Below are 15,272 nucleotides of genomic sequence, written 5' to 3'. Positions count from 1 at the left end.
CCTTGTTACGTAAAAACCCGGCGCCAGGGCCGGGCTTTGCAGTTCACGACAGCCCTCTTCCGAGGACTTCGTGGTGGGCGGTACAGGGTTCGAACCTGTGACCCCTACCATGTCAAGGTAGTGCTCTACCGCTGAGCTAACCGCCCGTTTTGCTTCTGCATTTCCGCGATTGCGTCGGTGCAGGCCGCGTATATTACGGATGCGGGCCGTGAAGCGCAACACTTTTGTGAAGATGATGCTGCACTGCCACGTTCAGCCCAGGCTGGCTTCCTTCAGCTGCCGGATCTGGTCACGCACCCGTGCGGCATCTTCGAATTCCAGGTCCTTGGCGTGCTGGTACATCTGTTGTTCCAGCGCCTTGAGACGGGTCGCCAGCTGCGCCGGAGACAGCGAACGATAGTCGGCCGCTTCTTCGGCCACACTCGCCCGGCCCTTGCCCTTACCCTTCTTGGCTTCCTTCTCGGCGGCATCCGAACGCGCGCCTTCGAGGACATCGACGATCGGGCGCGCCACCGAGCGCGGCACGATGCCATGTTCTTCGTTGTACTCGACCTGCTTGGCACGGCGCCGGTCGGTCTCATCGATCGCCGCCTGCATCGAGCGGGTGATCTTGTCGGCGTACAGGATCGCCTTGCCGCGCACGTTGCGTGCGGCGCGGCCGATGGTCTGGATCAGCGAGCCGGTGGAGCGCAGGAAGCCTTCCTTGTCGGCATCGAGGATCGCCACCAGCGATACCTCGGGCATGTCCAGGCCTTCGCGCAGCAGGTTGATGCCGACCAGCACGTCGAACTTGCCCAGGCGCAGGTCGCGGATGATCTCCACGCGCTCGACCGTATCCACGTCCGAGTGCAGGTAGCGCACGCGGATACCGTGTTCGGTGAGGTACTCGGTGAGGTTTTCAGCCATGCGCTTGGTCAGCGTGGTGACCAGCACGCGGTCGCCCGCCTTGATGCGCGCGTTGGCCTCGCTCATCAGGTCGTCGACCTGGGTACCGACCGGCCGGATCTCCACCACCGGGTCGATCAGGCCGGTTGGGCGCACCACCAGTTCGGTGATCTCGTCACCGGCTTCACGCAGTTCATAGGGCCCGGGCGTGGCCGACACGTAGATGCTGCGCGGGCAGCGCTCCTCCCATTCCTCGAAGCGCAGCGGGCGGTTGTCCAGCGCCGACGGCAGGCGGAAACCGAACTCAACCAGGGTTTCCTTGCGCGAGCGGTCACCCTTGAACATGGCGCCGATCTGCGGAATGGTCACATGCGATTCGTCGATCACCAGCAGCGCATCCGGCGGCAGGTAGTCGAACAGGGTCGGTGGCGGCTCGCCGGCATTCTTGCCGGTCAGGTGCCGCGAGTAGTTCTCGATGCCGTTGCAGTAACCGACCTCGGCCATCATTTCCAGGTCGAACTGCGTGCGCTGCGCCAGGCGCTGCGCCTCCACCAGCTTGTTCTGCGCGTAGAGCTGCTCCAGCCGCTCCTTCAGCTCTACCTTGATCGTCTCGATCGCCGCCAGCACGCGCTCGCGCGTGGTCGCATAGTGGGTCTTCGGGTAGACCGTGAAGCGCTGCATGTTGCGCAGCGTCTCGCCGGTGAGCGGATCGAACACGGTGATCTTCTCGACCTCGCCATCGAACAGTTCGAGGCGCAGTGCTTCGCTGTCCGACTCGGCCGGGAACACGTCGATCACTTCGCCGCGCACGCGGAAGGTACCGCGCTGCAGCTCGTACTCATTGCGCGTGTACTGCAGCTGGGTCAGGTGGTTGATCAGGTCGCGCTGGTCGATGCGCTCGCCCTTGGACAGGATCAGGCGCAGTGAAAGGTAGTCTTCCGGCGCACCCAGGCCATAGATCGCGGACACCGTGGCCACCACGATCGCGTCCGGGCGCGACAGCAGGGTCTTGGTCGCGGCCAGCCGCATCTGCTCGATGTGTTCGTTGATCGAACTGTCCTTCTCGATGAAGGTGTCCGACGACGGCACGTAGGCTTCGGGCTGGTAGTAGTCGTAATAACTGACGAAGTACTCCACCGCGTTGTGCGGGAAGAACGCCTTGAACTCGCCATACAGCTGCGCCGCCAGCGTCTTGTTCGGTGCCATGATCAGCGTCGGCTTCTGAACGTTCTGGATGACGTTGGCGATGGTGTAAGTCTTGCCCGAGCCGGTCACGCCCAGCAGGGTCTGCTTGGCGATGCCGGCCTCGAAGTTGCTGGTCAGCTTCGCGATGGCGTTGGGCTGGTCGCCCGCCGGCGAATACGGCGAGACAAGTTCAAAACTGTCGCTCATGGTGTTGCCAGTTCCCGGGAAGGGTCAGTATACGGGGCGAGGGGTGACGGCCGGCTGAGGGGTCTCCGGGCAGACCGCTACGGGGATTCCCGATGGCGGCCGCACAGCCGGGCGCGGAGGCTGGATGCATGCGCACTGCCCAAGCCCCATGCCCGCTCGGCCCCCGCTCTGCGCGGGGCGTGCACCTGACCGAACTGCTGGTGGTCATCACTGTGCTGGCGGTGCTGCTGGCCGCGTCCTGGCCGGCGCTGCAGCCCCTGCTGCTGCGGCAACGCGCCGATGCACTGCAACTGACCCTGCATGCCAGCCTGTCCGGCGCACGCAGCGAGGCCGTGCGCAGACGGGAGCTGATCGGCCTCTGCGCCAGTGTCGACGGCCGGCACTGCAGTGACGACTGGAGCGCCGGCTGGATCATCTACCGCAGCGGCGACCAGCGCGGGGAGCCTGCCTCGCCGGAGGCGATCCTGAGCCACCACACCGGGCGCTCGGACGTCTCGATCCTTGCCCAGGCCAGCAGCGGGCGTCCGCTGCTGTTCTTCCAGGCAGATGGACGCAGCCCGGGGGCCAACCTGACCCTGCGCATCTGCGCGGGCAACCAGCTGCATGGCGCATTGATCGTCAACAATGGCGGCCGCGTCCGGAGTGAGCGCGTGAACCGCGATACACCCTGCTGAATGCCTGCGCAGAAAAGCAGAAGCCGCGATTTCTCGCGGCTTCTGTAGTATCTGGCGCCCGAAGTTGGACTCGAACCAACGACCCCCTGATTAACAGTCAAGTGCTCTAACCGGCTGAGCTATTCGGGCGGGGAGGCGCATTGTACTGGTCGATTACAGGAAGATCAACACCTGTTTCACCAGCAGCTGGCAACGCCACCGTCGGCCGTCTTGCGGTTGGCCTGGTCCACGCTCAACTTGCCACAGCTGTCCTTCGCCTGCGTGCCCTGCGGGGTGGCGGTGATGGTGAAGCTGGTGCCGTCTCCCTTGTAATCCAGGTTGTAGCGCGCAGTCCCTCCATCACGCGGCGACACCTTGGTCGGCAGTGCGTAGCCGGTGTAGGAGTTGTTGCTGGTGTGGTAGCGCTCCGCACGCTGCGCATACTCGGCCAGGTCCGCCTTCACCACGGCGCGATGCGATCGGCGCACGTACTCCTGGTAAGACGGAATGGCGATCGCCGCCAGGATGCCGATGACGATCACCACGATCATCAATTCAATGAGCGTGAAGCCAGCCGCGCGGCGAGGCATGGGAGTGTGCAACATGGGCGTGGATCCTCGCACTTGGGTTACTGGAGCTGGCGCCAGGACTGGCGACCGCACGGGTAGGGCAGATACAGCGACTGGCTGCCCGCAGCACCCACCGCCATCCAGCAGGAGCTGCCACCGGGCGGTGCCTTGTTGTCCGTCGGACGTGGCAACACCGACAGCGAAACGTCACGCACCGGCGCGGTTCCTCCTGTCTTCAATGCAATGGCCGCGGTGCCGGAGGCGGGTCGGCTGCCGGTCGGCGAGCCATAACGGACGTTCTCCAGCATCGGCAGGCCGCTGATCGACGACAACCCGAACAGCCAGTTCGAACCACTGGTCGAACAACCAACCGTTTCCATGTTGGGTACATAGGTCGGCATGAAGACAATGCCACTGACCAGGATCGGGTTACCTACTGCGCGTTCACCGTTGCCGGCAGGCAGCTGGATCATCCAGCCGCGGGCGTTGGCCGGCGCCGCACCCGCGGTGATCTTGCGCTCATCAACGCCTGCAGCGGCGGCCGCGGCCGTGTACGGAACCAGGTTGGCAGCGGTCACCGTCGAGGTCACCGTCTTGCCCGACAGATCGTTCACGGCGTACAGCGCCTGCTGCGACTTGTCATCCTTGTCGCTGGTGAAGGAGAAGCTGCCGGTGCCGAAGTAAAGCATCACGCCGCCCGAAGGACCGGTCGCGGCGGTCATGCCTCCGGTGATCGGCTGACGGTAGGTCCTGTTGGAGGAGTCCCGGGCAACCTGGCTGGTGAACATCGGCACGGTCAACGTGGTATTCGCACTGCTGGTCAGGTCGAACTTCCACACGGCGCCACGCTGATCGGCGGCATAGACGGTGTCGGCCAGGCCATCACGGCCGCGCGCATCCTGGTTGGTACCGGTCCAACGATCGACAACGACCACATTGCCCAATCCGTTGTCACCGGAGATGCCAGCGCCCGAGGTACCCTCGACGGCTTCGATCATCCGGATGTCGCCACTGGCCATATCGACCACGAACAGCACCGCCTTGCCGTTGGCGCTGCCGTAGCCATTACCGAAGATCGCCTTCCAGGCCACGCCGGTGCCACTCTTCACCGGCACGATCACCGGCTTGCCCAGCACGAAACCGATGTTGTTGCGCACCTCATCCCGCAGCGACGAATTGATGTCACTGATTTCCCACAGCACGTTGCCGGTGCCGAAGCTGCCCGGCGTGGTGACGTCCAGTGCGAACACCGAACGGCCACCCGCACCCGTGGTGCCTACCAGGCTGGTCTGCCAGGCGGTGCCGTTGAACGTATCGGACACCGTCACCGGACCATCGACGTAGTAACGATGACGGAAGGTCTGGTCGGCCGTGTCGGACTTGTAGGGGAACAGCAGGTTGGCCATGTGACCCAGCGCGGTGGCCGGGATGTAGGCAAAGCTCTCCGTGCCACCGGTGCCGTCCTGCTTGGCATCGGCCTTCATGCCGCCGTCGAAGGCGTGCAGCATGCCGTCATTGGCGCCGACATAGACCATGTACCGTTGCAACTTGGCCTTGGTGGCCAGGTAGTCCGTATAGCTCTTTGCGTAGGTGCCACCCAACTGGCGGTAACCGTAGTCGTCCAGCGGCGAGCTCACCACCGGCGCCGAATTGACGATGTCACCCAGCGGCGTGGTGCGGTCACGATACTTGCCACCGTTGCGGACTTCGGTCGAGCTGTCGGCACTGAGATAGTTGATCGCGCTGGCCAGATCAGCCTTGATCGCCGTCAGCTTGTCGGTGGAGCACACCAGCATCGTCGCGTACTTGCCGTCAGGCTTGCTGCACAGGTCCTGCAGGCTGATGCGGGCGCTGTTGAAATCCACCGGCGAACCCAGCTTGTTGGCGACGATCCGGCGGCCGGACGATGTCAGGCGGCTGGAGGCTTCCCACACCTCGGTGAGCTCGGCCACCTGGTTGGCGTTGACCTTGACGCTGGACGCGGTCAGCTTGCTCGACCAATCAGTGCCGCTGTTGGTGATGTCATAACGCGGGGTGACCGCCAGCGAACCGGTACCGATGCGTGCACCACTGATACCGATCGTGCCTGAAGGCGACGCACCACCGGTGATCGAGGACAGTACCCGGCGCATGGCCTCGGTGACGTCGGCCGGCGTCTGCGCATTGATGAACTCGCCACGGCTGTTGACGGCCGCGTGCCACAGTTCATCGATGACCGTACCGTCGTCGACATTCAGCGGGTTGCCGTTGCCAGCCCAGTTCGGCGGGTTCTTGTAGGGATCGTCGGTCGCTGCCTGGTTGACGCCGTAGATCTTGCCCTGCGCGCCCAGGGTCACGCCGTAGAAGTTCATGTGCAGGTCGGTCTGGCAGTCCAGGCGCTTCCAGTCCGGGCTGCTCTTGTCCAGCGAACTGCACTTGTCACTGACCGGCACCTGGCCGGCCGGGAAGCTGGTACCGGTGCGCAGGGGTGTGCGGGCGCCGGCATAGGCCGCCGCCGCGATGTCGGCGATGGTATTGCTGTAGCCATCGGCGAACGGAATGGACGGCAGGTGCGTGGAATTCACCGAGTCCGCATCACCGAACGATCCGTTGGGTGCATTGCCGGAGTTGGTGTAGCCGTCGGTGAACAGCATGCCGCCATTGCGCTGGCAGGCCAGCTGCACGGGGGCGTCGGCATCGGTACGACGGAACTGGTCGACCAGATATTCAACCGCGCGGCGGTTGGGCGTGCCGCCATTGCCAGTGAGCGTGTAGATCTGCTTGTAGAGATCGGCACGATTGGTGACCATGTCATACATGGTCGCGTTGCTGAGCTTGTTGATGGTGAAGTAGCCCACGCGCATCGTATCGACGCTCACCAGCGCCGCAGTCGACGAACCGACGATCGCCAGCACGCGGTTGCGGTGGTACTGGAACCAGTTGGCAAAATTCTGGATCGCGGCGTTGTAGGCGGCCGGGCTCGAGTAGTTGCCCGGCTTGATCTGGTAGCGGCGCATGTCGCAGCCCGGACCACAGGCACCCTTGATCACCGGGCGACTGGCGTCGTCGGTCTTGTATCCGTCCGGTGCAGGCGCTGCGGCCGGCAGGTAGAAGGTGGCCGGGAAGTAGCTGATCGCGTATGTGGTATTGCCGGTGTTGCTGATCGCAGCGGTCTTCCACCCGCCATCCCACCAGCTGTCGACATAGTATTCATTGCCGGTGCCGGACAGGTCGGGAATCCGCATGCCGCTGACGAACTGGAACTTCTCCGACGTCTCGGCGCGATTGACGGTCATGTTGTACACGGCATTGTAGCCGCGCTGCCCGGACCGGGGATCGGCGCGGGTCTGGGTGATCGAGGCATTCGGCCACAGCGTGCCGTCGGCATTGGTCCACGGCCGGTAGGTCACTGCCGGATTGAAGTAACTGGCGTTGTAGACATGCGAACGCGCGAAACCGTAGATGTCCAACGGCGGAATGGCCCGGCCCGGTGAATATTCCTTGTTGAATTCCGCGTGCGGGTAAAGGTAGAGGTAACAGTCCACCGAGTTGTTGGCACACGCCGAGCCCACGCTGAAGAAGCTTCCGTCGTTGTTGAAGAAGCTGTTGGTGTTGCTGTTCCAGCGCATGCGGCCGTCACCACCGGGGAACATGCGCTCGAAGTTCATCGAACCCGAATCGTCCACCGCCATGATGAACGCCGGTGTCGCGCGGGTCTGCACGTTCATCGGCTCCTGTGCCAGCACGCCCTGCGCCTGTGCGGCAAACAAGGTATGCGCCAGATAGCCGCCAGCGGCCAACACGGCAAGGCCAACGCCTGCCAGGATCCTGCGGTTGCGAGTGTTCATGGGCTCCCCACCCTCACAGCTTGAATACGGTATCGATCGCCGCACGCGACGTCGCATCACTGGTGGTATCACCGGCATAGGTCGTGATCTGGTAGACCGGCGTTGGCTTCTCCACCGACTTGCCCATGTCCAGCGCACCCTCCCCCTGGATGCAACCCTGGATCTCACGGACATAGATGGCCGGCTTGCTGCCCAGCTTGGTTTTCGCGACCCAGGCCGACGGATCGAAGCCGTCATCGCACTGCTGGCTGATGTCGGCGGACGCTACGGCCGGATTGGCACCGGCATCCTTGCGATTGGCGATGTTCTCCACCGCGTTCTCGGCGCTGCGTGCCGCGCCTTCGGCGTTCTGGAACGCCATGTTGGTCGCCCGGTAGCCGGCCGCCATGCGCTCCTGCATGCCGGCCACCTGCATGCCGATGACGCCCAGCAGGGCCAGCAGCACCAGCATGATCAGCGCGACGTAGAGAACGGCACCCTGCTGTCGTGCCTGGGCAACGAAGGGACGGCGTCGGGAGGAAGGATGAGTGCGCATGGTCGTCAGTTCCCGAACAAGCGGTTGCGCAGCGCAACGGACGCTTCATAGGCGCCCCGATGGCGCTGGTCGTAAGGATCGGCCGGGGCAAAGCCCACCCCGAGGATGGCCGGATAGGTGGCCGCGCTGCCCGGCGCCTCGGCCGACGCACGCTGCGGGCTGCGCGCCAGCAGGCCGACCTGCACCATGCCGACGCGGCGCCACTGCCCTGCGGCGGTGGCATCGGTACCGGTGCTGACCGCACTGGCCACGCGCTGGTCGACGATGCGACCGGTCGGCGGCGTGGGCAGGGCGATATCCGGGGTGGCATCCAGTCCGTACAGGAACTGCATGTTCTCGATGCCTTCCACCAGCTCCTCGCCATCGGCGTAGCCGCCGGCGCCATTCGCGCGTGCCCGGTAAAGCGCCGGCTCGCCATTGGGATTGGTCGCGATGTAGTACGCCATGCCATCGGCGCGATACAGCATGGTCATCGCGTTGTTGATCGAATAGTTGCTCAGGTCGACCTTGTCCACCTTCACCGTCGAACCGCTGATGGTGGCCGGGAACACGTCGGCACGGGTGCAGTCGGCTATGCCAAAGACCGTCGGCGCACCTGCGGCGTTGGCCTTCAGCCGGGCCATGCCATCACTGGAGACGGTCAGCGTGGTCGCGCCCGCGGCCACGGAGATGCCGGTCACCACGGCCCCTTCCGGACTCATCAGGCGCAGCACCAGGATGTCGCTGCCCGGCAGTGGCGCCGGCTTGAGGTTGGCGATGCTCTTCGGCACCGACTGCGCCGCGCTCCACGCGCGGCCCAGGGTCAGGGTGGCGCCCGGCGCCGTACCTGCCGCCTCATACCCCTGCACCGGAACCGAGAAATCCTGCGGGTCGCCACTGCCCGAGCTGATGCCCAGGTGATAACCCACATCGCCGGTGTTCTTGACCACATGGGCCTGGTCGTTGACGCAGCCGAAGTGGCCGGCCATGCGCAGGTCACGCTGCAGGAAGTCCAGCGCGAAGCGCGCGTTCTCCTGGGTACGGGCCGCACCTTCGGACAGGCGCGATGCCGCACGCGAGGCGATGAAGATCTGGGTGACGCCCAGCATCAGGACCAGGCCGATGACCATGGCGATCATCAGTTCGATCAGCGACAGGCCTCGGGTGCGCGAAATTGGACTCATGGGCATGTTCACAGGAAGGTCGTCAGGCCGAAGGTGGTAAGGCTGTCGGGGTCCTTCGGATCCCAGCGCTGGTCACCCCAGCTGATGGCCACGGTGACCTCGCCGGTGCTCTGCACGAAGGTCACCTGTGCGCTGGCCTTCTCGCCCAGCGTGCGTGCGACCTCGCACTGCCAGCGCGCGACGTTCGCCTGCGGCGTCACGGCGGCGCCGGTCGGCCAGGCGCAGGCGCCGCTGGGCTTCACCGAGCCGGCCGAGAACGAGGCCGAGGAATAGGCGCCACCGGCCAGGGTGTCGGTGCGCTGCGCGCGCATCAGTTCGATCAGGTCGTTGGCCAGGTTGGTCGCCTGGGTGCGGTAGTTCGCGCTCTGCACGAAGCGGACGTTGGTGGTCTGCAGCAGGGCGAAGCCCAGCAGCCCGAATGCCAGGATCAGCACCGCCACCATCACTTCGATCAGGCTGAAGCCCCCCTGCGACGAACGCGGGTGGGCCAGGTTGCGGCGGCTCATGAGCAGGTTCCCTTGGTCACCCGGACCTGGCCGGATTGGTTGATCGTCAACGTGCTTTTCGATTCGCCGGCCTTGCACGCATCCGGCGACAGCACCAGCGTCTGATCGGCGACCGCCCTGCGCCGGCCGCGCCCGTCGAAGGCGATGACCGCGCCCGGCGGGCCAACTACGCTCAGCTGCGGATTGCCCTGTGAAAAGCGCAGCGCGACGTCATTGCTGCCCATCTGGCCGTCGCCATCCAGGTCCGACCAGGCCAGCACCCCCTTGGACCAGTCGCCATCACAGGCTTTGCCATCGGCGCTGCCACAGACGCCGCCACCGTTGCTGTTGCGGATGCCTTCGCTGCGGGCCAGGTTGGCCAGCGCGATCAGCTCGTTGTTGGCGGTCGCCAGCCGGTTCGAGCGGATCATGCCGCGGAAGCTCGGATAGGCGATCGACGCCAGGACCACGAAGACGGCCAGCGTGACCATCAGTTCAACCAGCGTGAAGCCGTTTTGCCGGCGCAAAGACATTGGACGCTCCCCAGCGTGTTGGTGGCCACGATGGGCCATCGCCCCGCCACCGGCAAGCGGCGGCAGGATGAACGGTCAATCCGGGGCGACGGGCGTCAAAGGCTTGACGACCCGCCCTTCCCTGCCAGTGCCGGCGCGATCCCCATCGCGCCGGCCCGGGTTCAGGCCAGCACCTGGTAGCAGGGCTGGTACTCGCCGGAGATCTTCATCCGGCGCTGTTCGACGAAGGCGCGCAGCAGCGCATCCAGCGCCTGCATCATGTCCGGGTCGCCGTGGATCTGGAACGGCCCGAACTGCTCGATGCGGCGCATGCCGTCTTCCTTCACGTTGCCGGCGACGATGCCCGAGAACGCGCGGCGCAGGTCGGCCGCCAGCGCGTGCGGGGCACGCCCGTGGTGCAGGTCCAACGCCGCCATCGCTTCGTGGGTGGGTACGAACGGCTGCTGGTACTCCCACGGAATCTCGATCGACCAGTTGAAGAAGAACGAGTCCTTCTGCGCCAGGCGGTGCTCGCGCACGCGCTTGATGCCAGTGGCCATCTTCTTCGCAACCGCCACCGGGTCGCCGATGATGATCTCGTAGCGCTCGGCAGCCGCATCGCCCAGGGTCAGGCGGATGAAGCGATCAATCTGCTCGAAGTACGGCGCCGCTACCGTCGGGCCGGTCAGGATCAGCGGGAACGGCAGGTCCTTGTTCTCCTCGCGCAGCAGGATGCCGAGCAGGTACAGGATCTCTTCGGCGGTGCCGACGCCACCGGCGAACACGATGATGCCGTGCCCGATGCGGACGAAGGCCTCAAGGCGCTTCTCGATGTCCGGCATGATCACCAGGTGGTTGACGATCGGGTTCGGCGACTCGGCGGCGATGATGCCCGGCTCGGTCAGGCCGATGTAACGCGTCACGGTGCGGCGCTGCTTGGCGTGGGCGATGGTGGCACCCTTCATCGGGCCCTTCATCGCGCCCGGGCCACAGCCGGTGCAGATGTCCAGGCCGCGCAGGCCCAGTTCATAGCCCACCTGCTTGGTGTACAGGTATTCGTCGCGCGAGATCGAGTGTCCGCCCCAGCACACCACCAGGTTCGGATCACCCGGATTGAGGATGCGCGCGTTGCGCAGCAGGCCGAACACCGCGTTGGTGATGCCCTCGGATGACTCCAGCTCGGCCGCGTAGGCCGGGCCCATTTCGATGGCCATGTAGGCCAGGTCGCGCACGACGGCGAACAGCAGTTCGGCGACGCCGCGGATGATCTCGCCGTCGACGAAGGCCATCGCCGGCGCGTTGACCAGATCGATGCGCACGCCACGATCCTGCTGCGCCACCTGGATGTCGAAATCAGGGTAGAGATCGCGCGCAGCGCGCGGATCGTCCGAGGCGCTGCCGCTGGTCAGCACGGCCAGCGCGCAGCGGCGCAGCAGCTCATGCATGCCGCCGGCGGAGGCATCGCGCAGGCGGGCCACCTCGGCCCGCGACAGCACATCCAGCCCACCGCGCGGGTAGATCCGGGCATCCTGCACCGGCAGTGCACGGGCCGATTTTTCGTTCGTGGTCATATCCAATTTTTCGCTTCCTTCAAGGTTTCCGACTGTACTGCCGCCCCCTTAAAAAGCAAAACGGCCGGGAAACCCGACCGTTGGATGTGTGCCACCCGCGTCCGCCATTCCGGGACCGCATCGGCGGCGTTGGCACCGCGCACATTTCTGGATGCTACGCCGTTGCCCCACGCCCTGCAAGGACTTTCGCCTGAACGGGAAACGGCCGGGTTTCCCCGGCCGTTTCCACTTACCGCTTCAAGCGCTGATGGATCAGAACTTGTACTTCAGGGTCAGCTGCATCGACCAACGCGACACGGCGGTGTTGCCCTTGTCGTTGTTGTTTTCCTGCACCGACGGGTTGTCGGTCGAACCAGTGAAGGAGTACACGTACTTGCCGGTGGCCGGATCGATACCTGCGTAGTTGGCAACGCGACGGGTCGAGTAGAAGCCGTAGTCGTCGATCAGGCCCCACTTCTTGTTCAGCAGGTTGCCGACATTCATGATGTCCAGGGCGACTTCACCCTTGTGCCCCTTCATGAAGCCCGGGAATTCCTGGCTGACGCGGACGTCGAAGCTGTTGACCCACGAGGCGCGGTGGCGGTTGGCCGGGACCACGCTGCCACGGTAGGCATCGAGTTCCGGGTTCTGCGCCAGCCAGTCGAAGAACTGCTTCTCCATCGCGGCACCGCCGGTGAACAGCACGTCGCCCGGACCCTTCGGCACGTAGAACAGGTCGTTGGTGGCAGCACCGTCGCCGTTGGCATCGTTGTAGAAGATGTAGCTGTACGGACGGCCCGAACGGCCTTCGTAGAACAGGCCGACGCGGGTAGCGTTGTCACCGAAGAAGTTGTGCTTCCACTCCAGGGTGCCGGTGACGCGGTCCTTCATCGCATAACGCGAGTTGTAGGCCACGTTCTCGTTGGCATTGAAGATCAGCGTGTTGTTCCAGTTCGAGGTGTTCTGCGAGCTGGACAGCGGGCTGACTTCGGTGGACTTGGTGTAGGTGTAACCCAGCGACCAGCCCCAGTTCTCGGTCAGCGGCTTGGCCAGCGAGAAGGTGGCCTGGGTGCCGCGGCCCTTGTCGGTGTTGCGCAGGACCAGCACGTCGCCGATGTCGGACGGACGGTTGGCGCGGTCAACCGCACCCTTGGTACCGGTCGACATGCCGTAGTCGACACCCTTGTCGATACGGGTATTGGCCTGGTTGCGGCCAGCGGCGTTCCAGTAGATCGCGCGGCCATCCTGACCGAAGGCGGTCGGCGCCGACACGTCCAGACGGTCGAAGTAGATGCCGTCCTTGACCTTGGTGAACAGCACTTCGGCCGACGCGACGATGCCGTACCACGGCAGCTCATGGTCGAACGCCAGGTTGGCCTTCCACACCGACGGCAGGCGGGTGCCCGGCGCGATGATGTCGACGTTCTGACGGGCCGAAGCCGGGCCACCGGCCGGGATGTACGGGTTGTTGCCGTCCGGAGTGAAGGCACCGGCCGGGATGCTGCGCTCGTCGTACTCGATGTAGTTCAGGCCGGTGTTCTGGTAGGCACCTGCCAGCCACACGTTCGGGGCGGCGCCGCCGAACAGGCCCACGCCACCGCGCAGCTGGGTCGGGCGATCGCTGTCGAAGGTGTAGTTGAAGCCGACGCGCGGCTGCACCAGGTTCTTGTCGACCAGCTTGGTGTTGTTGAAGCCGTACAGCTGCTCGATGCGCGGGTTGTACAGGCGCTGGGTGCTGAAGTCAGGCATGTCGATGCGCACGCCGAACATCAGGTTCAGGTTGTAGTTGATCGCCCAGGTGTCCTGCACGAACACGCCAGTGTTCTTCAGGGTGAAGTCGGCCGGGATGTCGCTGCGGCTGCCATCGGCGCGCGGAGCACGCAGCTGGTAGCGCGAAGCCTTGCCCGCCAGGAAATCGTTGACGCTGTTGAATTCGTACACGCCGTTGAGGTTGCGGCCGTAGAAGTTCATCAGGTCATTCTTCGAGTAATCGAAGCCGAACTTGACGGTGTGGTCACCGATGTACCAGGTACCGGCACCAAAGGCGCTCAGTTCCTTCGACTCGACGATGTTGACGTGGGTGTTCTGTTCGGTACCGACGTACAGCGAATCGTTGCCCGACTTGATGCGGATCTGCGGCATGTCCACCAGCGGGACGCGGTTGGCCGAGTAATCCTTGTGCGAGACCTTGAACTCGGTCGAGAAGTTCTCGGACCAGTCACTGAACAGTTCGCCCATCCAGGTTTCGTACTGGGTCGGCTGCTGGTACCAGAAGTTGCTCAGCGAGATGGCGCTGCTGCTGACCTGCGGGAAGCGAACGACGTTCTGCTCCATCTTGTTGTAGCGCAGGGCCGCACGGTGGTTCTCGTTGATGTTCCAGTCCAGCTTGACCGCATACTCTTCGATCTCGGTCTTGCTGTTCGGCGCCGCCAGGCTGCCCGGGTCGTAGCCCAGCTTGCCCAGGAAGTTCTGGACGTCGGTGATCTGCTGCTGGGTGATGGTGCCACGGCCGATCGGCGTGTCGCTCAGGGCGACGCCGGCAGCCGAGCGCTCGTACTTTTCATAGTTGGTGAAGAAGAACAGCTTGTCCTTGACGATCGGACCGCCGAAGGTCATGCCGTAGGTCTTCTCGTCCTCGAAGCCGTTGAAGTCCTGCTTGTCACCTTCCAGGCGCGAGCGGACCATGTCCTTGTCGCGGTACGAACCGTACACGGTGCCGTGGAATTCATTGGTACCCGACTTGGTCACGGCGTTGATCACCGCGCCGGTGCCACCGGCGATGGTGGTGTCGTAGTTGGCCAGGTCGATGTTGATTTCCTGGATGGCGTCCATCGACACCGGCTGACGCTCGGTCGGCAGGTTGTTGGAACCCAGGCCGAACGGATCGGAGGCGCTGATGCCGTCGATGCGGATGGCGTTGTAACGGGTGTTCTGGCCGCCGGCCGAGATCGCGCCGTCCGCCTTGCTGACCTGCGAGATGCGCGGGTCGAGACGCACGTAGTCCTGGATGTTGCGGCTGGCCGACGGCAGCGCATCCATCGTTTCGCGGGTCACGTTGGTGCCGGTGCCCATCTTGTTGGCACTGAACAGGTCCAGGCCGCCGGCGGTGGCAACAACGTTCACCGCGTCCAGGTTGGTTGCAGCCAGGTCACCACCCAGGTTGGCGTTGACGGTGTTGACCTGGTTCAGGTTCAGGTAGACACCTTCCTCGGTCTTGGTGCCTTCACCGGACTTGGTGATGGTGATGGTGTACGGACCACCCACGCGCAGGCCGCGCGCGTTGTATCGGCCCGACGCATCGGTGGTGGCACGCGAAACAGTGCCCGACTCGGTGTGCGTGATGGTGACTTCAGCGCCGGCGACAGGCTGGCCTGCAGCGGACATCACCTGGCCGCCGACACCGGCGGAGGTGCTGCTCTGGGCGAAGGCGGGAGCGGCAGCAAGTGCAGCCACGAGACCAAGGGTAAGCTTGGACATCCGGAGTGGGTGGGTCATTTTTCGGTAGCCTCGATGCGAGTTGGCGATGGCGGAAAAAAAGCGCATCCAAGCAGCCCTGCGGGTGGCTGATCGGAGAGTTATCTGGGGTTCCCTACCGCTCGGCTGAAGGCAGCCCTAACGGTTAACACTAGATTAACACGCTACGCCATCAATGTGACGGTTGTGCGACAAACGGCACCGGTTCGCAACGCAATCGTGACGGG

The 15,272-nt window shown here is 64.5% G+C and carries 10 protein-coding genes and 2 tRNA genes; 1 reads left to right on the top strand and 11 read right to left on the bottom strand.

Features of this window, described 5'->3' with window-relative positions; all coding sequences use genetic code 11:
* Positions 1-71: 71 nt before the first annotated feature.
* Both ACM0O9_RS09450 and uvrB read right to left on the bottom strand, forming a co-directional pair.
* Positions 72-146, bottom strand: a tRNA-Val gene (locus ACM0O9_RS09450).
* 106 nt (positions 147-252) lie between these two features.
* Positions 253-2,277 (bottom strand): excinuclease ABC subunit UvrB, encoded by a 2,025-nt coding sequence (gene uvrB, locus ACM0O9_RS09445; RefSeq protein ID WP_065177377.1) that lies wholly within the window; start codon positions 2,275-2,277, stop codon positions 253-255.
* Between the two features lie 128 nt (positions 2,278-2,405).
* Here uvrB and ACM0O9_RS09440 point away from each other — a divergent pair, with 128 nt between their 5' ends.
* Positions 2,406-2,951, top strand: a complete 546-nt coding sequence (locus tag ACM0O9_RS09440; protein WP_005415967.1) for a GspH/FimT family pseudopilin — start codon at positions 2,406-2,408, stop codon at positions 2,949-2,951.
* Between the two features lie 52 nt (positions 2,952-3,003).
* On the opposite strand, the gene ACM0O9_RS09435 is transcribed toward ACM0O9_RS09440, so the two are convergent.
* The 9 genes from ACM0O9_RS09435 to ACM0O9_RS09395 form a co-directional block, all read right to left on the bottom strand.
* A tRNA-Asn gene (locus tag ACM0O9_RS09435) sits at positions 3,004-3,080 on the bottom strand.
* A gap of 47 nt (positions 3,081-3,127) precedes the next feature.
* Positions 3,128-3,535 (bottom strand): type IV pilin protein, encoded by a 408-nt coding sequence (locus ACM0O9_RS09430; RefSeq protein ID WP_005415966.1) that lies wholly within the window; start codon positions 3,533-3,535, stop codon positions 3,128-3,130.
* Between the two features lie 23 nt (positions 3,536-3,558).
* Positions 3,559-7,326, bottom strand: a complete 3,768-nt coding sequence (locus ACM0O9_RS09425; protein WP_164229655.1) for a pilus assembly protein — start codon at positions 7,324-7,326, stop codon at positions 3,559-3,561.
* Between the two features lie 13 nt (positions 7,327-7,339).
* A complete protein-coding gene (locus ACM0O9_RS09420; RefSeq protein ID WP_032954069.1) occupies positions 7,340-7,861 on the bottom strand; it encodes a pilus assembly PilX family protein in 522 nt (173 codons plus the stop codon).
* Between the two features lie 5 nt (positions 7,862-7,866).
* A complete protein-coding gene (locus ACM0O9_RS09415) occupies positions 7,867-9,024 on the bottom strand; it encodes a PilW family protein (protein WP_005415963.1) in 1,158 nt (385 codons plus the stop codon).
* 8 nt (positions 9,025-9,032) lie between these two features.
* Positions 9,033-9,530: a type IV pilus modification protein PilV gene (pilV, locus tag ACM0O9_RS09410; protein ID WP_111202162.1), complete on the bottom strand. Its 498-nt coding sequence runs from the start codon at positions 9,528-9,530 to the stop codon at positions 9,033-9,035.
* Positions 9,527-10,042 (bottom strand): pilus assembly FimT family protein, encoded by a 516-nt coding sequence (locus ACM0O9_RS09405; RefSeq protein ID WP_005415961.1) that lies wholly within the window; start codon positions 10,040-10,042, stop codon positions 9,527-9,529. The genes pilV and ACM0O9_RS09405 overlap by 4 nt, the downstream gene beginning before the upstream one ends.
* A 161-nt stretch (positions 10,043-10,203) precedes the next feature.
* Positions 10,204-11,592 carry a nucleotide 5'-monophosphate nucleosidase PpnN gene (ppnN, locus tag ACM0O9_RS09400; protein WP_019659018.1) on the bottom strand — a complete coding sequence of 463 codons (1,389 nt, stop codon included), beginning with the start codon at positions 11,590-11,592 and terminating at the stop codon, positions 10,204-10,206.
* A 252-nt stretch (positions 11,593-11,844) separates the two neighbouring features.
* The gene (locus ACM0O9_RS09395; protein WP_072166746.1) at positions 11,845-15,066 is read right to left on the bottom strand and encodes a TonB-dependent receptor; all 3,222 of its coding nucleotides are present in this window, start codon (positions 15,064-15,066) and stop codon (positions 11,845-11,847) included.
* Positions 15,067-15,272 lie beyond the last annotated feature (206 nt).

Origin of the sequence: Stenotrophomonas sp. FR012, assembly GCF_047520565.2 — a bacterium.
Taxonomy (GTDB): domain Bacteria; phylum Pseudomonadota; class Gammaproteobacteria; order Xanthomonadales; family Xanthomonadaceae; genus Stenotrophomonas; species Stenotrophomonas sepilia.
Note: the sequence above shows the minus strand (reverse complement) of the source record. Positions and strands in the feature narration are given on the sequence as shown.